The following is a 21,435-nucleotide window of genomic DNA, read 5'->3' as shown; positions in this document are numbered from 1 at the left end:
ACATAGATTCCTCAATATGGTGCGGCGCGGTCTGCCGGCTTCCCTGATGCTCATCCTTCGTCCCGAACTACCGACACCTCTGGTCAGCCAGATCGTGGAGGGGCTGCGCGGGCTGATCGGCACGCAGAAGCTCAAGCCCGGCAGCAAGCTTCCCTCGATTCGGGCATTCGCGGCGGCCCATGGCGTCAGTGTTTTCACCGTGGTCGAGGCCTACGACCGGCTGGTAGCGCAGGGCCTGCTGATGTCGCGCGCCAACGCGGGCTTCTTCGTCAAGCGCCGCGCCGAGGACCGCGGGGCCGGCGCGGCCGGCGCGCCGCGCCTCGACCCGCGCTTCGACGCCCGCTGGTACCTGCAGCAGATCTTCGAGAACCGCAACCTCCCGCTCAAGCCGGGCTGCGGATGGCTGCCGCACGACTGGCTGTTCGAGGAGGGCATGCGCCGCAGCCTGCGCCACCTGGCTTCCGAAGGCACGGACATCGGCGGCTACGGCCTGCCTTTCGGGCACATGGCGCTGCGCATGGCGGTGGCCGAGTCGCTGTCGGAGCACCAGATCGTCGTCGAGGCCGGGCAGGTCCTGCTCACGCAAGGCTCCAGCCAGGCGCTCGACCTGGTGGCGCGCCGGCTGCTCAAGCCGGGCGACGCGGTGCTGGTGGACGACCCCGGCTACCCCAACCTGATGTTCATGCTGCGCTTTCTCGGCGTGAACCTCATCGGCGTGCCGCGCACGCCCAGCGGCTACGACCTGCCCGCGCTGGAGGCCCTGCTGGCCGTGCACCGGCCCAAGGCCTTCTTCACCCAGCCGCGCCTGCAGAGCCCGACCTGCTCGATGGCCTCGCTGCCGCAACTGGTGAGCCTGCTGCAGCTGGCGCATGCGCACGATGTCGTGCTGGTCGAGAACGACATCTACGCCGACATGGACAGCTCCATGCGCCCGTCGCTCGCCAGCCTGGCCCAGCTGCGCCGGGTCGTGTACGTGGGCAGCTTCTCCAAGACCATCTCGCCGAACCTGCGGGTCGGCTACGTCGTCGCCGAGCCCGTTCTGCTGGAGGAGCTGGCCCAGCTCAAGATGGTTTCCGGCCTGACCTCGTCCGACATCACCGAGCGGCTGGCCTTCGGCGCGGTGACCGACGGCCGCTGGCGCAAGCACCTGAAGTCGCTGCGCGAGCGGCTGGCCGGCTCCCATGCCCGCGTGGCGCGGCGGCTGGAGGCGCTGGGCTTCGAACTGTTCTTCGAGCCGGGAATGGGCATGTACCTGTGGGCGCGCCATCCGGACATCGCCGACAGCGCCGAGCTCTCCAGGCGCGCGGCGGGCGAGGGCATCCTGCTCGGCCCGGGAGAGCTGTTCCTGGTCGATCCGCACCCCACCGGCTGGCTGCGCTTCAACGTCGCCTTCAGCGAGGACGAAAGGCTGTGGCGCTTCCTGGAGCGCGCCATCGAACAGCAGAGCGACGCGCTCACGCAGCTGTCCGAGGACTGAAGCGCCCTCAGCCGCGGCGGCCGCGCCGCGCGGGCGCCGAAGGCTGCGCGACCTGGTCGATCGGCAGGGCCACCTCGGACTTGATGTCCTTCAGCACGATGCTGGAGCGAACATGCGTCACGCCGGAAAGACTGAAGAGGGTCTCGTGCAGGAAGCGCTCGTAGTGCTTCATGTCCGGCACCAGCACGGTGAGGATGTAGTCCGCCGGGCCGGTGGCGGACACGCAGCGCACGATCTGCGGGCTCGCCGCGACCGCTTCCTCGAAGCGCCGTACCTGCGATTCGCTGTGCCGGTCCAGGTTCACCTCGGCGACCGCCGCGACATGGAGGCCCACCTTTTCCCGGTCGACCACGGCGGTGTAGCCCAGGATCACGCCCGCGGCTTCCATGTCCTTGATGCGCTTCCAGCAGGGCGTGGGCGAGAGGCCCACCGCGTCCGAGATCTGCTGCACGGTCTGCCGCGCGTCGCGCTGCAATTCGAAAAGAATCTTCAGGCTGTGAGCGTCCAGAAGAACAGGATCGACTTCCATGGGGTGATTTGAGAAGGATTCTCTTTGAATAGGGGATTTCGCTAGTGTATTGAAGAAGCACTTACCTGCGAAGGAGAAGAACAATGGCCCGCATGACTACCCCCTCGTCCCCATCTCCCGTCCTGCGTCCCGAATATCAACTGGCGGACAGCCTCTGGGCATCGACTGGAACCATCTACCTGACCGGCACGCAGGCGCTGGTGCGCATCCTGCTGATGCAGCGGCAGCGCGACGCGGCCCGCGGCCTTGCGACCCAGGGCTTCGTCAGCGGCTACCGCGGCTCGCCGCTCGGCATGGTGGACCAGGCCATCTGGAAGGCCGGCGCGCGCTTCAAGGACACCGGCATCCGCTTCGTGCCGGCCATCAACGAGGAGCTGGCCGCCACGCAGGTGCTGGGCACGCAGCGCGTCGAGTCCGACCCCGAGCGCACGGTCGAAGGCGTGTTCGCCATGTGGTACGGCAAGGGCCCCGGCGTGGACCGCGCCGGCGACGCCCTCAAGCACGGCAACGCCTACGGCGCGTCGCCGCACGGCGGTGTGCTGGTGGTGGCCGGCGACGACCACGGCTGCGTCTCGTCCTCGATGCCGCATCAGAGCGACCATGCCTTCGTCGCGTGGAGCATGCCCATCCTCCAGCCGGCCAACGTGGCCGAGTACCTGGAGTTCGGCCTCTACGGCTACGAACTCTCGCGCTTCTCCGGCGCCTGGGTGGGCATGGCCGCCTTGTCCGAAGTGGTCGAGAGCGCGGGCACCGTCGACCTCGACCTGATCGGCGCCCGCGTCGCCGCCTGGGGCGATGCCGAGACGGTGCGCGCCGCCACCGGCCATCAGGCGCCCGCCGACGGCCTGCACTACCGCTGGCCCGACCTGCCCTCGCTGCGGATCGAATCGAGGCAGGCGGACAAGCTGGAGGCGGTGGCGGCCTTCGCGCGCGTCAACAGCATCGACCGCCAGGTGATCGAGAGCCCGCATGCCAGGGTGGGCATCGTCACCTGCGGCAAGGCGCACTACGACCTGATGGAAGTGCTGCGCCGGCTCGAGGTGTCGCCGGCGAGCCTGGCCAAGGTCGGCGTGCGCCTCTACAAGGTGGGCCTGAGCTTCCCGATCGAGCAGACCCGCCTGCGGGCCTTCGCGCAGGGACTCGACGAGATCCTGATCGTCGAGGAGAAGGGCGCGATCGTCGAGAACCAGATGCGCGAGCTGTTCTACAACGCGCCCGCCGGCGCACGGCCGGCGCTGGTCGGCAAGCAGGATCGCAATGGCCACCCCCTGGTGTCGGCGCTCGGCGAACTTCGGCCTTCGCGCCTGATCGAGCTGGTGGCGCACTGGCTGGCCGAACACTTTCCCGACAACGGCGAACTCGGCGACCACCTGCGGCACGTGCGCGACTTCACGCTCCCCGAACTGCTCAGCAACGGCGGCGACTCGGTGAAGCGGGTGCCGTATTTCTGCGCCGGCTGTCCCCACAACACCAGCACCAAGGTGCCCGAGGGGTCGACGGCGCGCGCCGGCATCGGCTGCCACTTCATGGCCAACTGGATGGATCGCAGCACCGCCGGCCTGATCCAGATGGGCGGCGAGGGCGTCGATTGGGTCTCGCACTCGATGTTCACGCGAACGCCCCACGTGTTCCAGAACCTGGGCGACGGCACCTACTACCACTCGGGCTACCTCGCGATCCGGCAGGCCGTCGCGGCCAAGGCGACGCTCACCTACAAGATCCTCTTCAACGACGCGGTCGCCATGACCGGCGGCCAGCCGGTCGACGGCGTGATCAGCGTCGACGCCATCGCGCGCCAGGTGGAATCCGAAGGCGTGAAGCAGGTGGTGGTCGTCAGCGACGCGATCGACAAGTACGACGCGATCAAGGACCGCTTCCCCGCCGGCACGGAGTTCCATGACCGCGCCGAACTCGACGCCGTGCAGCGCCGCCTGCGGGAGATCCCCGGCGTCACGGTGCTGATCTACGAGCAGACCTGCGCCGCCGAGAAACGCCGCCGCCGCAAGAAGGGCGAGCTGGCCGATCCCCCCAAGCGCCTGTTCATCAACGAAGCGGTGTGCGAAGGCTGCGGCGACTGCAGCGTGCAGAGCAACTGCGTGGCGGTGTTGCCGCACGAGACCGAATTCGGCCGCAAGCGAAAGATCGACCAGACCAGCTGCAACAAGGACTATTCCTGCGCGAAGGGCTTCTGCCCCAGCTTCGTCGGCGTGAGCGGCGGGGCCCTGCGCAAGAAGAGCGGCGCGCTGGCCGCGGGCAAGGAGGCCTTCCTGCAGCAGGTGGCCAGGCTGCCGCGGCCGCCCGCCCGCAACTGGGATGCGCCCTACGACCTGCTGGTGACCGGCGTCGGCGGCACCGGCGTGGTGACCGTCGGTGCCGTGATCGCGATGGCCGCCCACCTCGAAGGCAAGTCCGCCAGCGTGCTCGACTTCATGGGCTTCGCGCAGAAGGGCGGCGCGGTGCTGAGCTTCGTTCGCCTGGCCGACATGGCCGAGCGGCTGAACCAGGTGCGCATCGATACCCAGCAGGCCGATGCCATCCTGGCCTGCGACGTGGTCGTGGGGGCGTCGGCGGATGCCTTGCAGACGGTCCGCCATGGCCGCACCCGCATCCTGGCGAACGTGCACGAGATCCCGGTGGCCGAGTCCCTTCGCAACCCGGACGCCGACCTCAAGGTCGAACTGCTGCTGGAGAAGATGCGATTCGTCGCGGGCGACGAGCAGGTCCAGACCTTCGACGCGCAGACGCTCGCCGAGGAGTTCATGGGCGACACGCTGGCCTCCAACATCCTCGCGGCGGGCTATGCCTGGCAGCTGGGCCTCATTCCGCTGAGCCTGGAATCGCTCATGCGCGCCATCGAACTCAATGGCGTCGCCGTCGCTTCCAACCAGATGGCCTTCTCGCTGGGACGTCTTGCCGCGGGCGATCCGCAGGCGCTCGAACGCCTCGCCGGCGCACGCGCGCCCGAAGCCGATGATGCCTCGCTGGACCTGCTCTTCGAACGCGCCAAGGCGCATCTGACCGGCTACCAGAACGCCGCGTGGGCGCGCCGCTTCGAGGCCGTGGTGCGACGCGTCCAGCGGCAGGAGGCGGCGCTGGCCGGCGGCGATGCGGCGCTGCCGGTGACTCGCAACGTGGCCCGCAGCCTGCTCAAGCTGATGAGCTACAAGGACGAATACGAGGTGGCGCGGCTCTACAGCAACGGCGAGTTCCGCAGCCGGCTCCTGCAGCAGTTCGAAGGCGATCTCAAGCTCGAATTCCATATGGCCCCCCCGTTCCTGGCGCGCCCGAAGAACGGCCAGCCGCCGGTGAAGATCCGCCTGGGCGCCTGGATGTGGCCGGCCATGGGCTGGCTGGCGCGCGGAAAGGCCTTGCGCGGCACCGCGCTGGACCCCTTCGGCTACACGCAGGAACGCCGGCTCGAACGCACCCTCATCGACGAGTTCGAGAAGCGCGTCGACGAACTGCTGGCCGAGCTGAGCCCGGCCAACCAGGCGCTGGTCGCGCAGATCGCCGCCATCCCGCTGTCCGTGCGCGGATTCGGCCACGTGAAGCTCGCCAACCTGGCGCTGGCCCGGACCCGCGAGGCCGAACTGCTGTACAGGTTCGCGCCGAAGCGCTACCCGCGGCCGGCATCGCAAGCCAAGGCCGGGCAGATCCGCGGGATCGCCGTGGTGGCCGGCTGATCGACGAGGTCCTCGTGGCTTCGCCTGACAGAATGAAGCCATGAAGACCGAACTCGAATTCCTGAACCCGTACCGGCACGGCTTCGTCCGCGTCGCTGTGGCGGTGCCGCGCATTCGCGTCGCCGATCCGATGTTCAACGCCAGGGAAAGCATCGCGCTGTACCGCGAGGCGAGCGCGCAAGGCGCGCGCGTGGTGGCCTTTCCGGAACTGGGCCTCTCGGCCTACACCTGCGACGACCTCTTCCACCAGGCGGCACTGCTCGACGCCTGCGAGGCCGCGCTGCGGGAGGTGGTGGAGGCATCGCGCGACATCGCCGCGCTGGCGGTGGTGGGGCTGCCGCTGCGGGTCGATCACCGGCTCTTCAACTGCGCGGCCGTGGTCGCCGGCGGGCGTCTGCTGGCCGTGCTGCCCAAGACCTATCTGCCGAACTATGGCGAGTTCTACGAGGCGCGCCAGTTCAGCGCGGCCGACAGCGCGCTCGCCACCGAGATCGAGCTGTGCGGCCAGCGCGTCCCCTTCGGCGCCGACCTGCTGCTGCAGGCGCGCCAGCTTCCGCTGCTGAAGCTGCACGTCGAGATCTGCGAGGACGTGTGGGTGCCGATCCCGCCTTCGAGCTACGCGGCGCTGGCCGGCGCGACCCTGCTGGTCAACCTCTCGGCCTCCAACATCACGATCGGCAAGTCCGAGTACCGGCACCGGCTGGTCAGCCTGCATTCGGCGCGCTGCCTGGCGGCCTACCTCTATTCGTCGGCCGGCATCGGCGAGTCGACCACCGACCTGGCCTGGGACGGCCAGTCCCTCATCTACGAGAACGGCGAGATGCTCGCCGAGAGCGAGCGCTTCAGCAACCGCTCCCACCTGATCATGGCCGACGTCGACCTGGAGCACCTCTCGCGCGAGCGCATGCGGCAGAACTCCTTCGGCGTGTCGGCGCAGAAGCACAAGGCCGCGCTGGCGGCATGGCGCACCGTCAGCTTCGACCTGGAGCCGCCGCGCCAGCTGCCGCGCGGCCTGCTGCGTCAGGTCGAGCGCTTTCCCTATGTGCCGGCCGATGCCGCCAAGCGGGACGAGCGCTGCCTGGAGGTCTTCAACATCCAGGTCCAGTCGCTGGTGCAGCGGCTCGAGGCCACCGGCATCGACAAGCTGGTGATCGGCGTCTCCGGCGGGCTCGATTCCACCCACGCCTTGCTCGTGTGCGCGCAGGCGATGGACCGGCTCCGCCTGCCGCGGGCCAACATCCTCGGCTTCACGATGCCCGGCTTCGCCACCAGCGAGCGCACGCGAGACCAGGCGCACCGGCTCATGCTGGCCCTGGGCTGCACGGCGAGCGAGATCGACATCCGGCCGAGCTGCACCCAGATGCTGACCGACCTGGGGCATCCCTTCGGCCAGGGCGTGCCGCAGTACGACATCACCTTCGAGAACGTGCAGGCGGGCGAACGCACCAGCCATCTGTTCAGGCTGGCCAACTTTCATGGCGGCATCGTGGTCGGCACCGGGGATCTCAGCGAGCTGGCGCTGGGCTGGTGCACCTATGGCGTGGGCGATCACATGTCGCACTACAACGTGAACGCCAGCATCCCGAAGACGCTGGTCAAGCACCTCGTGCGGTGGGTGGCCGAGACCGGGGAAGCGGGCGATGCGGCCCGCCAGGTGCTCAGGGACATCCTCGCAACCGAGGTCAGTCCGGAGCTGATCCCCTCCAGCGCCACGGCGGATGGCGACGGGGCCGCGCAGCCCGGGCAGAAGACCGAGGACACGATCGGCCCCTACGAGCTGCAGGACTTCCATCTCTACTACACGCTGCGCTACGGTTTCAAGCCCACCAAGGTGGCCTTCCTGGCCCACGCCGCCTGGCATGACCGCGAGAGCGGGCGCTGGCCGGACGACCTGCAGGGCCCGCACAACCAGTATTCGCTGAAGGACATCCGGCGCCACCTGGGGACCTTCCTGTTCCGCTTCTTCAAGACGAGCCAGTTCAAGCGCTCCTGCGTTCCGAACGCGCCCAAGGTCGGCTCCGGCGGCTCGCTGTCGCCGCGGGGAGACTGGCGCGCGCCCAGCGATTCCGAGGCGGTGGTCTGGATGGCGGATCTGGAGGCCGTGCCCGAGGACGCCGACTGAGGGCCGGGCGCGAAGCCTCGACCGGAATCAGAGTCCGTAGTACCGGTCGACGCTCGTGCTGTACTCCCTGTCGTACTCGGGCACCTCGTCCTGCGAGTAGCGCGGCGCGGCGTCGAGCTGCTTCTTGTCCAGGGGCACGACATAGCCGTCCTGCGAGGTGTCGTACTTGAGCATGTGCCAGGGAATCGGGTACCGGTCGGTGCCCATCCCGAGGAAGCCCCCGAACTCCATGACGGCGTAGCGGACCTGGCCCGAGATCTTGTCGATCATCAGGTCGTCGATCGTGCCGAGCTTGTCGCCCGCCGGGTTGTAGACGGTCGTCCCTTCGACGCGGTCCGAAGAGATGACATCGTTGCTGAAAGTGGTCGTCGTCATGTTCGCGCTCCAATCCATCGACCGGCATTGCTGGGACACCGGCCTCGATTTCCAAAGCCCAGCAATGCGGGTATCTCGCGGCCGCGCGCCCGGGCCGATCAGCCTTCGGGCTGTTCTCCTGTAGGCGCAGGCTCGCGTGGCTGTGCGCTTCGGCTCAGCCCGGCAGCACCTGCCGGCCCTCGCGCTGCGCGCGCAGCAGCAGGTCCGGCGTGGCGCGGATGTGCGCTTCGAGCGCGAGCGCCGCGCGCGCCTCCAGGCCCTGCATCGCCAGCTCGAAGATCTCGCGATGCTCCGCATGCACGTCGCGGCCGCTGTCGGTCAGGCCGATCGCATAGCGCCGGTAGCGTTCGCCATGGCGCGCCAGCAGCCGCAGGACCCTGAGCGTCCAAGGTGACGCATGGGCGGCGATCAGGGCCTCGTGAAAGCGTGTGTTGAGCAGCTCCCAGCGGCGGCGCAGCTGCGGGCGGATCGGCTGCTCGAAGCCCGACAGCTCGTCGTAGGCCTGTTGCAGCTGCGCGCGCCACGCGGCGTCGCCGTGGCGGATCGACTGGCGCAAGGCGTCGATCTCGATGAACAGGCGCAGCCGCGTCAGGTCCTCCAGGTCTTCCAGCGTGATCGCCGTGACGCGGAAGCCGCGCTGGCCTTCGGCCGCGACCAGCGCATCGCTGACCAGCCGCGTGATGGCTTCGCGCAAGGTGCCGGCGCCGACGCTGTAGTGCGCCTTGAGATGCTCGACCCGCAGCTTGGTGCCGGGCTCCAGCCGCCCCTCGATGATGTCGTCGCGCAGTTGCGCGTACGCACGCTCGATCAGCGTGCGCGAAGAGTCGGCATCGTCGTCGATGACGCCGCCGGGCGCGGCCACGAGAGCCAGGAAGGTACGCTTCACCATCGGTCGATTCACTCCTGCGCGCGTTCGCGCACGCGCTGCAGCCTGTAGCTCAGTTGCGGCCGGGTCAGCCCCAGGGCGCGGGCCGCGGCCGACAGATTGCCGTCCGCGCGCTCCACGGCTTCCTGGATCAACGCGTCCTCCAGCAAGTCGAGGCTGAGGCCGTGGCGCATCACGTCGTCGTACAGCGCCGCGCCGGCGCCCGGCGCGCAACGCGCCAGCTGGCCGGCCGCGTTGACGGTGACGGCGCCGCGGCCGGGCAGGGCGGGAAACAGCTCGTGCACGTCGATCGGTTCGCCGGGGCTCGACAGGATCACGCCGCGCTCGATCAGGTTCTCCAGCTCGCGCACGTTGCCCGGCCAGGGGTAGCCGCGCATGGCATCGAGCGCGCGGTCGGTGATGCCGGCCACGCGCTTGTCGTGCAGCGCGGCGAAGCGCTGCAGCAGGTGCAGCGCCAGCGGCTCGATGTCGTCGACGCGCTCGCGCAGCGGCGGAATGCGGATCGGGTAGACATTGAGCCGGTACATCAGGTCGCGCCGGAAGCGCCCGGCGGCCACGGCGGCGTCGAGGTCGACGTTGGTCGCGGCCACCACGCGCACATCGATCTTGCGCGGCTGCGTGCCGCCCAGGCGCTCGACCTCGCCATGCTGCAGCACGCGCAGCAGCTTGGCCTGCGCCGGCAGCGGCAGCTCGCCGAGCTCGTCGAGCATCAGCGTGCCGCCGTCGGCGCGCTCGAAGCGACCGGGCCGGGCCGCGCTGGCGCCGGTGTAGGCGCCTTTCTCGGCACCGAAGAGTTCGCTCTCGATCAGCTCGCCCGGCAGCGCCGCGCAGTTGACGGCAACGAAGGGCTTGGCCGCGCGCGGGCTCATCTGGTGCAGGGCGCGCGCGAAGCGTTCCTTGCCGACGCCGGTCTCGCCGGTCAGCAGCACGGTGACCTGCGTGCCCGCGGCCTTGCGCAGCAGCTCGGCGGCCGCGCCGAAGGCCCGGGAGCGGCCGATCAGGGGGCCCAGCTCGTCGGCCGGCTGGAGCGTCGAGCGCAGCGTCTCGACCTGCGACTGCAGGTCCTCGATGCGCACGATCAGCGAGTCGGCGTGGTAGTCGCGCGCCATCGCCTCGCCATCGGGCCATGCGGCCAGGGGACGGCCCTCGATGCGGCAATGCTCGGCGCCGCAGGCCTGGCAGTCCACCTCCTTGTAGAGCACCGGCTGGCCCATGAAGGCGCTGGTGTAGCCCGACGCATAGCCCAGCAGCATCCAGCACACGGGCTCCTCCTGCGGGCCGAAGTCGCGTGTGTGGATCTCGACCTCCCATGAATGGTCCCAGCGGAACACGCCGTGGTAGTGGCCGCTGGCCATGTCGAGTTCGAAGCGCTCGGGCGTGACCTGCACCGCGCCCTCGAGCATGTGCAGTTGCGGGCCGACGGCGAACATGTCGAACAGCGCCGCATTGCCACGCACCTTGCGCGCGAGCACGGCGTCGCGTTCGCCCGACGCATAGCCGGCGCGCAGCATCACGCGGCGGGCCTGCTCGCGGCCGATGGTCTGCATCAGCTCGCGCCGCAGCGCGCCGAGCGCGGCCGTGTGGACCAGCACCATGCGCTGCCCCGCAAGCCAGATACGACCGTCGCCGGCCGAGAAGTGCACCAGCCGGCGCAGATCCGCGTCCGACGGCAGGGGCGGGAGTGTGGAATCCGACATGGTGAAATTATCGAGATATTGGACTTGCGTGTCGATGTGGCGCTGATCGGCAAGGCGCAATGGTATTCATCAAATGGTCAAAAGGGCTTGTCGCCGGTCAATGAATTGATCATGCTGCACTGCGGAAAACACGGGGTGCGGGCCTCTGCTGCCGGCCGTCGAGGGGGCTGCCGATGCCCTGTCGGGCCTCCATCGTCGGGGTTTACCCGTAAATTATCGAGATTATGGGGTTGAGGCGCCTTTGCTGGCATGCGCTGTGCGTTGTTCATCGCATCCAGCCGCCATGCAAGACCTCTCCATGCCCTCCATCGCTCCTCCCAACGACCTGCCTGTTTGCGACACCTCGCTCAGGTTCGTCCGCGTGCTCGAAGAACGCGCCGACGGCCTGGTGTCCTTCGAGTTTTCGATCGGCTGGCCCGAGCTCGCAGTGGAACTGCTGCTGCCCGCGCAAGCCTTCGTCGAGTTCTGCCGCATCAATCGCGTGCAGCGCATCGACAGCTGACCTTTACGCCACAACCCCGACAGGAGACACCGAATGAACATCGACCTGCAGGCGCGCGAGATCACGCCGCTGCGCAATACCTTCGCCAATGTCGCGAAATACATCGGCGACGACAAGCCGGCCTCGCGCTACCAGGAGGCGACGCTGGGCGCGCAGCCTTCGGCCAACTTCCACTACCGTCCCACCTGGGACCCGGACCACGAACTGTTCGACGCCTCGCGCAGCGCCATCGTGCTGGCCGACTGGTACGTGCTCAAGGACCCGCGCCAGTTCTACTACGCCAACTGGACCATCGCGCGGGCCCGCCAGCAGGACGCGATGGAATCCAACTTCCAGTTCGTCGACGACCGCGCCATGGTCGACAAGATCCCCGACGACGTGCGCCAGAAGGCACTGCAGGTGCTGCTGCCGCTGCGCCACGTGACGTGGGGCGCGAACATGAACAACGCCTCGATCTGCGCCTACGGCTGGGGCACCGCCTTCACCGCGCCGGCGATGTTCCACGCGATGGACAACCTGGGCGTGGCGCAGTACCTCACCCGGCTGGGCCTCGCGCTCGACGACCCCAGCGTGCTCGACGACGGCAAGCAGGCCTGGCTGGACGATCCGCGCTGGCAGGTGCTGCGCCGCTATGTGGAAGACACCTTCGTCGTGCAGGACCCGTTCGAGCTCTTCGTGGCGCAGAACCTCGCGCTCGACGGCCTGCTGTACCCGCTGATCTACGGCAGCTTCGTGGACGACCACATCGCCCTGCGGGGCGGCACGGCGGTGGCGATGTTGACGGCCTTCATGCCCGAGTGGCACGACGAGAGCGCCCGCTGGGTCGACGCGGTGGTCAAGACCGCGGCCGCCGAATCCGAAGCCAACCGGCTGCAACTCGTGCAGTGGGTGCGGGACTGGACCGAACGCGCCCGCGCCGCGCTGGCGCCCGTGGCCGAGCTCGCGCTCGGCGAGGCGGGCCAGGACGCGCTCGACGAGGCCAGGGCCAAGCTGGCCGAGCGCTGCCGCAAGGCCGGCGTCGGCGCCTGACATTCATCACCCGAGGAACCCTCATGTCCAACGTATTCATTGCCTTCCAGCACAACGAGGAGTCGCGGCCGGTGGTCGACGCCATCGCCTTCGACAACCCCGCCGCGGTGATCACGCATTCGCCCGGCCTCGTGAAGATCGATGCGCCCGACCGGCTGACGATCCGGCGCGAAACCATCGAGACGCAGACCGGCCGCCCCTACGACCTGCAGCAGCTGCACGTGAACCTGGTGACGCTGTCGGGCCACATCGACGAAGACGACGACCAGCTGACCCTCAGCTGGAAGCACTGATCATCCAACCTCGGAGACAAATCATGGATACCCGTGTCGTAAAGAAAAAGCTCGGCCTGAAAGAACGCTACGCCGCCATGACGCGCGGCCTCGGCTGGGAGACCAGCTACCAGCCCATGGACAAGGTCTTCCCGTACGACAGGTACGAGGGCATCAAGGTCCACGACTGGAACAAGTGGCAAGACCCCTTCCGCCTGACCATGGACGCCTACTGGAAGTACCAGGGCGAGAAGGAGAAGAAGCTCTACGCCGTGATCGAGGCCTTCGCGCAGAACAACGGCCAGCTCGGCGTGAGCGACGCGCGCTACGTCAACGCCCTCAAGCTCTTCATCCAGGGCGTGACGCCTCTCGAATACTGCGCGCACCGCGGCTTCGCCCATGTGGGTCGGCAGTTCACGGGGGAGGGCGCGCGCGTGGCCGCGCAGATGCAGTCGGTGGACGAACTGCGCCACTACCAGACCGAGACGCACGCGATCTCCCACTACAACAAGTACTTCAACGGCATGCACCACGCGAACCACTGGTTCGACCGCGTGTGGTACCTGTCGGTGCCGAAGTCCTTCTTCGAGGACGCCATGACCGGCGGCCCGTTCGAATTCCTGGTCGCGGTGAGCTTCTCCTTCGAATATGTGCTGACGAACCTGCTGTTCGTGCCCTTCATGTCGGGCGCGGCGCACAACGGCGACATGTCCACCGTCACCTTCGGCTTCTCGGCGCAGAGCGACGAGTCGCGCCACATGACGCTGGGCATCGAGTGCATCAAGTTCCTGCTCGAGCAGGACCCGGCCAACGTGCCGATCGTGCAGGGCTGGATCGACAAGTGGTTCTGGCGCGGCTACCGCCTGCTCACGCTGGTGGCCATGATGCAGGACTACATGCTGCCCAAGCGCGTGATGAGCTGGAAGGAAGCGTGGGAGATGTACGCCGAGCAGAACGGCGGCGCGCTCTTCAAGGACCTCGCGCGCTACGGCATCCGCGAGCCCAAGGGCTGGAAGGACGCCTGCGAGGGCAAGGACCACATCAGCCACCAGGCCTGGAACACCTTCTACAACTACAACGCCGCCGCGCCCTTCCACACCTGGGTGCCCACCGACGAGGAGATGCAGTGGCTGTCGGAGAAATACCCCGACACCTTCGACACCCTCTACCGCCCGCGGCTGGAGCACTACCGCGAGGAGCAGAAGAAGGGCAACCGCTACTACAACAAGACGCTGCCGATGCTGTGCACCACCTGCCAGATCCCGATGCTCTTCACCGAGCCCGGCGACGCCACCAAGATCTGCTACCGGGAGTCGGACTACCTCGGCGACAAATATCACTTCTGCAGCGACCACTGCAAGGGCATCTTCGACCACGAGCCCGAGAAGTACGTGCAGTCGTGGCTGCCGGTGCACCAGATCTACCAGGGCCACTGCTTCAAGCCCGGCACCGACCCGACCGCGGCGGGCTTCGACCCCCTGCTGGCGGTGCTCGACTACTACGAGATGAACGTCGGCCGCGACAACTTCGACTTCGAGGGATCGGAGGACCAGAAGAACTTCGCCGCCTGGCGCGGAGACGCCGCGCCGTCCGCCCCCACCGAACCAGGAGATGCGAAATGAGCGTCGTCGCCCTCAAGCCCTACCACTTCCCCGCGAAGGACGTTCGCGAGAACTTCCCCGCGCCGCTGCTCTACATCGGCTGGGAAGACCACCTGATGTTCTGCGCGCCCTTCTGCCTGCCGCTGCCGCCCGACACGCCCTTCGGCGCCCTGGCCGAGGCGATCCTGCCGGGCATCTACGGCTGGCACCCCGACTTCGCGAAGATCGACTGGAGCCGGGCGCAGTGGTTCAAGTCGGGCCAGCCCTGGAGCCCCGACCCGGCGAAGTCGCTCGCCGAGAACGGCCTGAAGCACAAGGACGCGATCCGCTTCCGCACGCCGGGCCTCACCGGCATCAAGGGCTCGTTCAGCTGAGCCCGGGGCCTTGCCGATTGCCATTGCCATGAGCCATACCCTGACCATCGAACCCCTGGGCGCCACCATCGAGGTGGAGGAGGGCCAGACCCTGCTCGACGCCGCGCTGCGCCAGGGCATCTACATCCCGCATGCCTGCTGCCATGGCCTGTGCGGCACCTGCAAGGTGCAGGTGTCCGACGGCGAGGTGGACCACGGCCATGCCAACCCCTTCGCGCTGATGGAGTTCGAGCGCGACGAGGGCAAGGCGCTGGCCTGCTGCGCCACGCTGCTGGCCGACTCGGTGATCGAGGCCGACATCGACGAAGAGCCCGACGCCGAGGTCATCCCGGTGCGCGACTTCGCCGGCACCGTCACGCGCATCGTCGACCTGACGCCGACCATCCGGGGCCTGTTCATCACGCTGGACAAGCCGATCCACTTCCAGGCCGGGCAGTACGTGCAGCTGGAGATCCCGGGCCTGGGGGAGAGCCGCTCGTTTTCCATCGCCAACGCGCCGGACGCGCGCGGCAACAGCACGGAGATCGAGCTCAACGTGCGCATCGTCGCGGGCGGCCCCGGCACCACCTACCTGCACAAGCAGCTCGCGGTGGGCGAGCGGCTGCGCCTGGCGGGGCCCTATGGCCGCTTCTTCGTGCGCAAGTCCTCGCGGATGCCGATGGTCTTCATGGCCGGCGGCTCGGGCCTGTCGAGCCCGCGCTCGATGATCCTGGACCTGCTCGCCAGCGGCTGCACGCAGCCGATCACGCTGGTCTACGGCCAGCGCTCGCACGCGGAGCTCTACTACGACGCCGAGTTCCGCGCACTGGCGCGCGAGTACCCGAACTTCAGCTACGTGCCGGCCCTCTCCGACGAACCCGCGGGCTCGGCCTGGGCCGACGCCCGGGGCTTCGTGCACGAGGCGGCGCGGGCGCATTTCGGCGCCGGCTTCCAGGGCCACAAGGCCTACCTGTGCGGGCCGCCGCCGATGGTCGAGGCCTGCATTTCGACGCTGATGCAGGGGCGCCTGTTCGAGCGCGACATCTACACCGAGAAGTTCCTCTCGGCGGCCGATACCAGCACGCAGCGCAGCCCGCTGTTCCAGCGGGTCTGAAGGAGCGCACGGATGTTCTTCGACAGCCGTCCCAAGCACAGCGTGCACATCGGGCAGACCGGGGAGACCTACCCCTGCGCCGGCGACGAGAGCCTGCTGCGGGGCATGTTGCACCTGGGCCGCAAGGGCATCCCGGCGGGCTGCGTCAACGGCGGCTGCGGCGTCTGCAAGGTGCGCATCGTCGAAGGAACGGTGCGCGCGCTCGGGCCGGTGAGCCGCGCGCATGTGAGCGAAGAGGAAGAGCGGTGCGGGGTCACGCTGGCCTGCCGGGTGGCGCCTGCCACCACGGTGCGGCTGGAGGTGGCCGGCAGGCTCGAGAAGCGATTTTCATCAACACAGCAACAGGAGACTTGAAATGGGTGTACTCAGAATCGGCCACGCCAGCTTGAAGGTGATGGACATGGCGGCCGCCGTGAAGCACTACGAGAACGTGCTGGGCATGAAGACGACGATGCAGGACAAGGTCGGCAACGTCTACCTCAAGTGCTGGGACGAGTGGGACAAGTATTCGCTGATCCTGACGCCGTCGGACCAGGCGGGCCTGAACCACGTCGCCTACAAGGTGCGCGACGATGCCGACCTCGACGTGCTCCAGAAGCGCATCGAGACCTGGGGCATCCGCACCACGATGCTGCCCGAAGGCACGCTGCCCTCCACCGGCCGCATGCTGCAGTTCAAGCTGCCGAGCGAGCATGAGATGCGCCTCTACGCCATGAAGGAATACGTCGGCACCGAGGTCGGCACCGTCAACCCCGATCCATGGCCCGACAACCTCAAGGGCGCGGGCGCGCACTGGCTCGACCACCTCCTGCTCATGTGCGAGCTGAACCCGGAGACCGGCGTCAACAAGGTGGCGGACAACACGCGCTTCCTGATCGAGGCGCTGGACTTCTTCCTCACCGAGCAGGTGATGGTCGGCCCGGGCGGCCAGATCCAGGCGGCGACCTGGATGAGCCGCACCACCACGCCGCACGACATCGCCTTCGTCGGCGGTCCGAAGGCGGGCCTGCACCACATCGCGTTCTTCCTCGACTCGTGGCACGACGTGCTCAAGGCCGCCGACGTGATGGCGAAGAACAAGGTCCGCATCGACGTGGCGCCCACGCGCCACGGCATCACGCGCGGCGAGACGATCTACTTCTTCGACCCGAGCGGCAACCGCAACGAGACCTTCGCGGGCCTGGGCTACCTGGCCCAGCCGGACCGCCCCGTCACGACCTGGACCGAGGACAAGCTGGGCAGCGGGATCTTCTATCACACCGGTGATCTCGTGCCCTCGTTCACCGACGTCTACACCTGAGCAGGCGAGGCCCCCGATGAGCTCCAGTTCACACAGCGTGGCCCAGCGCTGCATCGCCTGGACCGCGGCCCACGCCGCGGCCGGCGCCGCGGTGCGGGCGGCCGAAGCCCTGGACGTGCGGGTCAACGTCGCGCTGGTCGACGCGAGCGGCTTGCCGGCGGCCTTCCTGCGCATGCCGGGCGCGCCGCTCCACTCGGTGGAGATCGCCATGGACAAGGCCTTCACCGCCGCCAGCTTCGGCCTGCCGACCTCGCGCTGGAGCGAGGTGCTGCTGACGCACTCGGCCGCGGTGCGCGAAGGCCTGGTGCGGCGGCCGCGCTTCGTGGCCTTCGGCGGCGGCCTGCCGATCGTCGAGGAGGGCGTGCTGATCGGCGCCATCGGCGTCTCCGGCGGCAGCGAAGAACAGGACGAACTTATTGCCCGCGCCGGACTGGCGGCGCTGGCGCTCGAATGATCCAGACCCAACCATGAAACAGATCCTCAACTTCATCAACGGCGAATACACCGCCGGCCGCCGCACTTTCGACAAGGTCTCGCCGCTCACCGGCCGCGTGATCGCGCAGGTCCACGAGGCCGGGCCCGTCGAGGTCGACGCCGCGGTGGCGGCGGCGCGCGCGGCGCTGCGGGGCCCGTGGGCGCGCATGACGGTGGCCGAGCGCGTCGAGCGCCTCTACGCGCTCGCCGACGGCATCAACCGCCGCTTCGACGACTTCCTCGAAGCCGAGTGCGCCGACACCGGCAAGCCCATGAGCCTGGCGCGGCACATCGACATCCCGCGCGGGGCGGCCAACTTCAAGATCTTCGCCGACGTGGTGAAGAACGTGCCCACCGAGTTCTTCGAGATGGCCACGCCCGACGGCCGCGGCGCGATCAACTACGGCTACCGCTCGCCCGTGGGCGTGGTGGGCGTCATCTGCCCCTGGAACCTGCCGCTGCTGCTGATGACCTGGAAGGTCGGCCCCGCGCTGGCCTGCGGCAACACGGTGGTCGTCAAGCCCTCCGAGGAAACGCCGCAGACCGCGGCGCTCCTGGGCGAGGTGATGAACGAGGCCGGCATCCCCAAGGGCGTCTACAACGTGGTGCACGGCTTCGGGCCCGATTCGGCCGGCGAGTTCGTCACCACGCATCCGCATGTCGACGCGATCACCTTCACCGGCGAGACGCGCACGGGCGAGGTCATCATGCGCGCCGCCGCCCATGGCGCGCGGCCGGTGAGCCTGGAGATGGGCGGCAAGAACGCGGCCATCGTGTTCGCCGACTGCGACTTCGACGCCGCGATCGAGGGCACGATGCGCTCCGCTTTCGCCAACTGCGGGCAGGTGTGCCTGGGCACCGAACGCGTCTACGTCGAGCGGCCGCTGTTCGACCGCTTCGTCGCCGCGCTGAAGAAGGGCGCCGAGGGACTCAGGATCGGCCGCCCCGAGGATGCGGCCACCGGCATGGGCCCGCTGATCAGCAAGGAGCATCAGGCCAAGGTGCTGTCCTACTACAAGCTCGCGGCCGAGGAGGGCGCCACCCTGGTGACGGGCGGCGGCGTGCCGCCGATGGCCGGCGACCTGGCCGATGGCGCCTGGGTGCAGCCGACGATCTGGACCGGCCTGCCCGAGAGTTCGCGCGTGATCAAGGAGGAAGTGTTCGGCCCCTGCTGCCACATCGCGCCCTTCGACACCGAGGACGAAGTGCTGGCCAAGGCCAACGCCAACGACTACGGCCTGGCCACCGCGATCTGGACGCGCGACCTCTCGCGCGCGCACCGCGTGGCGCAGCGCATGGAGGTCGGCATCGCCTGGGTCAACAGCTGGTTCCTGCGTGACCTGCGCACGCCCTTCGGCGGCGCCAAGCAGTCGGGCATCGGGCGCGAGGGCGGGGTCCACTCGCTGGAGTTCTACACGGAGCTGAAGAATGTCTGCATCAAGCTCTGACAACCCGGAGATCGGCAAGTCCGTGCTCGCCGCGGGCATCCGCACCAACGTGCACGACCTCGGCGGCGGGCCGCCGGTGCTGATGATCCACGGCTCCGGCCCCGGCGTCTCGGCCTGGGCCAACTGGCGCCTCGTGATGCCCGCGCTGGCCAGGCAGGCGAGGGTGATCGCGCCCGACATGGTGGGCTTCGGCTTCACCGAGCGTCCCGCCGGGCAGCGCTACGACATGGACACCTGGGTCGCGCAGGCGGTGGGCCTGCTCGATGCGCTCGACATCCAGCAGACCGACCTGGTCGGCAACTCCTTCGGCGGCGCGCTGGCCCTGGCGCTGACCATCCGCCACCCGCGGCGCGTGCGCCGCCTGGTGCTGATGGGCAGCGTGGGCGTGCCCTTCGCGATCACCCGCGGGCTCGATGCGGTGTGGGGCTACACGCCCTCGCTGCAGGCCATGCGCGGGCTGCTCGACATCTTTGCCTACGACCGTGGCCTGGTGAACGACGAGCTGGCGCAACTGCGCTACGAGGCCAGCATCCGGCCCGGTTTCCAGGAGTCCTACGCCGCCATGTTTCCCGCGCCGCGCCAGCGCTGGGTGGACGCCATGGCCAGCCCCGAGGCCGACATCCGCGGCGTCGGCCACGAGGCGCTGGTGATCCACGGCCGCGAAGACCAGGTGATCCCGCTGGCCAATTCGCTCACGCTCGCGCAGTGGCTGCCGCGCGCGCAGCTGCACGTCTATCCGCACTGCGGCCACTGGACGCAGATCGAGCACGCGGCGCGCTTCGCGCAGCTGGTCGGCAACTTCCTCGCCGAAGGCGGCGCCGACCCATCCCAACCCGCAAAGGCCTCACGCCCATGAACCCCGAACTGATCGCAACACTCGGCGACGAACTCCACGACGCGCTCAAGGCCTGCCGCGTGGTGGACCCGCTCACCACCCGCCACCCCGGCATCACCATCGAGGACGCCTACCGCATCCAGCAGCGGCTGAACGCGCGGCGCATCGAGGCCGGCGAGACGGTGGTCGGCAAGAAGATCGGCGTCACCTCCAGCGCGGTGATGAACATGCTGGGCGTCTTCCAGCCCGACTTCGGCATCCTGCTCGACGGCATGGTCTACAACGAAGGCCAGGCGATCGAGGCCGCCTCGCTGATCCAGCCCAAGGCCGAAGGCGAGATCGCCTTCCTGCTCAAGCACGACCTGAAGGGCCCCGGCGTCAGCGCCGCCGACGTGCTGGCCGCCACCGAGGGCGTGATGGCGTGCTTCGAGATCGTCGACTCGCGCATCCGCGACTGGAAGATCAAGATCCAGGACACCGTGGCCGACAACGCGTCCTGCGGCGTGTTCGTGCTGGGCGAGCGCGTGGTCGACCCGCGCGAGGTCGACCTCGACACCTGCGGCATGGTGCTGGAGAAGAACGGCGAGATCGTCGCCACCGGGGCCGGCGCCGCCGCGCTCGGCGCCCCCGCCAATGCCGTGGCCTGGCTGGCCAACACCCTCGGCGCGCTCGGCGTCGGCCTGAAGGCCGGCGAGGTGGTGCTCTCCGGCTCGCTCGCCGCGATGGTGCCTGTGAAGGCCGGCGACAACCTGCGCGTGACCATCGGCGGCATCGGCGGCTGCTCGGTCCGATTCATCTGAACCTTGGAGAACCCATGAAGAAAGTGAAATGCGCCCTCATCGGGCCCGGCAACATCGGCACCGACCTGCTGGCCAAGCTGCAGCGCAGCGAGGTGCTGGAGCCGGTCTGGATGGTGGGCATCGACCCCGATTCCGACGGCCTGCGGCGCGCCCGCGAGATGGGCATCAAGACCACCGCCGACGGCGTGGAAGGCTTGCTGCCGCATGTGAAGGCCGACGACGTGCAGATCGCCTTCGACGCCACCAGCGCCTACGTGCATGCCGAGAACTCGCGCAAGCTCAATGCGCTCGGCGTGATGATGATCGACCTCACGCCCGCGGCCATCGGCCCCTACTGCGTGCCCCCGGTCAACCTGAAGCAGCATGTGGGGCGGCGCGAGATGAACGTCAACATGGTCACCTGCGGCGGGCAGGCGACCATCCCCATGGTGTATGCCGTCTCGCGCGTGCAGCCGGTCGACTACGCCGAGATCATCGCGACCGTCGCATCGCGCAGCGCCGGCCCCGGCACGCGCCGCAACATCGACGAGTTCACCCGCACCACGGCCGGCGCGGTGGCCAAGGTGGGCGGCGCGAAGAAGGGCAAGGCCATCATCGTCATCAACCCGGCCGAGCCGCCGCTGATCATGCGCGACACCGTGCACTGCCTGGTCGAAGGCACGCCCAAGGCCGCGCAGATCGAGGAATCGGTGCACGCGATGATCAAGGAAGTGCAGAAGTACGTGCCCGGCTACCGGCTGGTCAACGGCCCGGTCATCGACGGCAACCGTGTCTCGATCTACCTCGAGGTCGAAGGCCTCGGGGACTACCTGCCCAAGTACGCGGGCAACCTGGACATCATGACCGCGGCCGCCGCGCGCACCGCCGAGATGTTCGCCGAAGAAATCCTCAATGGCTCGCTGACGCTCGAGCCCCTGGCCACCTGAAGGAACAAGCAC

Annotated in this window: 20 protein-coding genes; 16 read left to right on the top strand and 4 right to left on the bottom strand. The window is 68.6% G+C overall.

Annotated features, from left to right (window positions below; genetic code table 11):
- Window positions 1-46: 46 nt before the first annotated feature.
- Window positions 47-1,477, top strand: coding sequence for an aminotransferase-like domain-containing protein (locus AC1DNF_RS04700; protein ID WP_478147391.1), 1,431 nt, complete (start codon window positions 47-49; stop codon window positions 1,475-1,477).
- Window positions 1,478-1,484: 7 nt separating this feature from the next.
- On the opposite strand, the gene AC1DNF_RS04695 is transcribed toward AC1DNF_RS04700, so the two are convergent.
- Window positions 1,485-2,006: an Lrp/AsnC family transcriptional regulator gene (locus AC1DNF_RS04695; RefSeq protein WP_478147390.1), complete on the bottom strand. Its 522-nt coding sequence runs from the start codon at window positions 2,004-2,006 to the stop codon at window positions 1,485-1,487.
- Between the two features lie 92 nt (window positions 2,007-2,098).
- Between AC1DNF_RS04695 and AC1DNF_RS04690 the strand changes: the two genes are divergently transcribed.
- Entirely contained in the window at window positions 2,099-5,689 is a 3,591-nt protein-coding gene (locus tag AC1DNF_RS04690; protein ID WP_478147444.1) for an indolepyruvate ferredoxin oxidoreductase family protein, read from the top strand.
- A 40-nt stretch (window positions 5,690-5,729) separates the two neighbouring features.
- The gene (locus AC1DNF_RS04685; protein ID WP_478147389.1) at window positions 5,730-7,811 is read left to right on the top strand and encodes an NAD(+) synthase; all 2,082 of its coding nucleotides are present in this window, start codon (window positions 5,730-5,732) and stop codon (window positions 7,809-7,811) included.
- A gap of 27 nt (window positions 7,812-7,838) precedes the next feature.
- Here the strand turns inward: AC1DNF_RS04685 and AC1DNF_RS04680 are convergent, their stop codons facing one another.
- From AC1DNF_RS04680 to AC1DNF_RS04670, 3 genes are all read right to left on the bottom strand, one after another.
- Entirely contained in the window at window positions 7,839-8,186 is a 348-nt protein-coding gene (locus AC1DNF_RS04680; protein ID WP_478147388.1) for a PRC-barrel domain-containing protein, read from the bottom strand.
- 154 nt (window positions 8,187-8,340) lie between these two features.
- Entirely contained in the window at window positions 8,341-9,075 is a 735-nt protein-coding gene (locus tag AC1DNF_RS04675) for a GntR family transcriptional regulator (RefSeq protein ID WP_478147387.1), read from the bottom strand.
- Between the two features lie 8 nt (window positions 9,076-9,083).
- Window positions 9,084-10,769 (bottom strand): sigma 54-interacting transcriptional regulator, encoded by a 1,686-nt coding sequence (locus tag AC1DNF_RS04670; protein ID WP_478147386.1) that lies wholly within the window; start codon window positions 10,767-10,769, stop codon window positions 9,084-9,086.
- Window positions 10,770-11,052: 283 nt separating this feature from the next.
- On the opposite strand from AC1DNF_RS04670, the gene AC1DNF_RS04665 reads away from it, so the two are divergent.
- Genes AC1DNF_RS04665 through AC1DNF_RS04605 form a run of 13 tightly spaced genes read left to right on the top strand, consistent with a single transcriptional unit; the run spans window position 11,053 to window position 21,423 of the window.
- Window positions 11,053-11,271 (top strand): phenol hydroxylase subunit, encoded by a 219-nt coding sequence (locus tag AC1DNF_RS04665; RefSeq protein WP_478147385.1) that lies wholly within the window; start codon window positions 11,053-11,055, stop codon window positions 11,269-11,271.
- Between the two features lie 33 nt (window positions 11,272-11,304).
- Complete coding sequence (locus AC1DNF_RS04660) at window positions 11,305-12,300, top strand: aromatic/alkene monooxygenase hydroxylase subunit beta (RefSeq protein ID WP_478147384.1); 996 nt, start codon at window positions 11,305-11,307, stop codon at window positions 12,298-12,300.
- Window positions 12,301-12,323: 23 nt separating this feature from the next.
- Window positions 12,324-12,593 carry an MmoB/DmpM family protein gene (locus AC1DNF_RS04655; protein ID WP_478147383.1) on the top strand — a complete coding sequence of 90 codons (270 nt, stop codon included), beginning with the start codon at window positions 12,324-12,326 and terminating at the stop codon, window positions 12,591-12,593.
- 23 nt (window positions 12,594-12,616) lie between these two features.
- Window positions 12,617-14,194, top strand: coding sequence for an aromatic/alkene/methane monooxygenase hydroxylase/oxygenase subunit alpha (locus AC1DNF_RS04650; RefSeq protein ID WP_478147382.1), 1,578 nt, complete (start codon window positions 12,617-12,619; stop codon window positions 14,192-14,194).
- A complete protein-coding gene (locus tag AC1DNF_RS04645) occupies window positions 14,191-14,547 on the top strand; it encodes a phenol hydroxylase subunit P4 (RefSeq protein WP_478147381.1) in 357 nt (118 codons plus the stop codon). Before AC1DNF_RS04650 ends, AC1DNF_RS04645 begins: the two co-directional genes overlap by 4 nt.
- Window positions 14,548-14,575: 28 nt before the next feature.
- On the top strand, window positions 14,576-15,640 hold the full coding sequence (locus AC1DNF_RS04640) for a 2Fe-2S iron-sulfur cluster-binding protein (protein WP_478147380.1): 1,065 nt from the start codon (window positions 14,576-14,578) through the stop codon (window positions 15,638-15,640).
- A gap of 12 nt (window positions 15,641-15,652) precedes the next feature.
- Window positions 15,653-15,994 (top strand): 2Fe-2S iron-sulfur cluster-binding protein, encoded by a 342-nt coding sequence (locus AC1DNF_RS04635; RefSeq protein ID WP_478147379.1) that lies wholly within the window; start codon window positions 15,653-15,655, stop codon window positions 15,992-15,994.
- Window position 15,995: 1 nt separating this feature from the next.
- Window positions 15,996-16,940, top strand: a complete 945-nt coding sequence (locus AC1DNF_RS04630) for a catechol 2,3-dioxygenase (RefSeq protein ID WP_478147378.1) — start codon at window positions 15,996-15,998, stop codon at window positions 16,938-16,940.
- Window positions 16,941-16,956: 16 nt separating this feature from the next.
- Window positions 16,957-17,394 carry a GlcG/HbpS family heme-binding protein gene (locus tag AC1DNF_RS04625; protein WP_478147377.1) on the top strand — a complete coding sequence of 146 codons (438 nt, stop codon included), beginning with the start codon at window positions 16,957-16,959 and terminating at the stop codon, window positions 17,392-17,394.
- A 13-nt stretch (window positions 17,395-17,407) separates the two neighbouring features.
- The gene (locus tag AC1DNF_RS04620) at window positions 17,408-18,862 is read left to right on the top strand and encodes a 2-hydroxymuconic semialdehyde dehydrogenase (RefSeq protein WP_478147376.1); all 1,455 of its coding nucleotides are present in this window, start codon (window positions 17,408-17,410) and stop codon (window positions 18,860-18,862) included.
- Window positions 18,843-19,718, top strand: a complete 876-nt coding sequence (locus AC1DNF_RS04615; protein WP_478147375.1) for an alpha/beta fold hydrolase — start codon at window positions 18,843-18,845, stop codon at window positions 19,716-19,718. The genes AC1DNF_RS04620 and AC1DNF_RS04615 overlap by 20 nt, the downstream gene beginning before the upstream one ends.
- Window positions 19,715-20,497: a 2-oxopent-4-enoate hydratase gene (gene dmpE / locus AC1DNF_RS04610; protein ID WP_478147374.1), complete on the top strand. Its 783-nt coding sequence runs from the start codon at window positions 19,715-19,717 to the stop codon at window positions 20,495-20,497. Before AC1DNF_RS04615 ends, dmpE begins: the two co-directional genes overlap by 4 nt.
- 14 nt (window positions 20,498-20,511) lie before the next feature.
- The gene (locus AC1DNF_RS04605; RefSeq protein WP_478147373.1) at window positions 20,512-21,423 is read left to right on the top strand and encodes an acetaldehyde dehydrogenase (acetylating); all 912 of its coding nucleotides are present in this window, start codon (window positions 20,512-20,514) and stop codon (window positions 21,421-21,423) included.
- The last annotated feature ends 12 nt before the right edge of the window (window positions 21,424-21,435 follow it).

This window comes from Variovorax sp. 01T432 (assembly GCF_056398605.1).
Note: the sequence above shows the minus strand (reverse complement) of the source record. Positions and strands in the feature narration are given on the sequence as shown.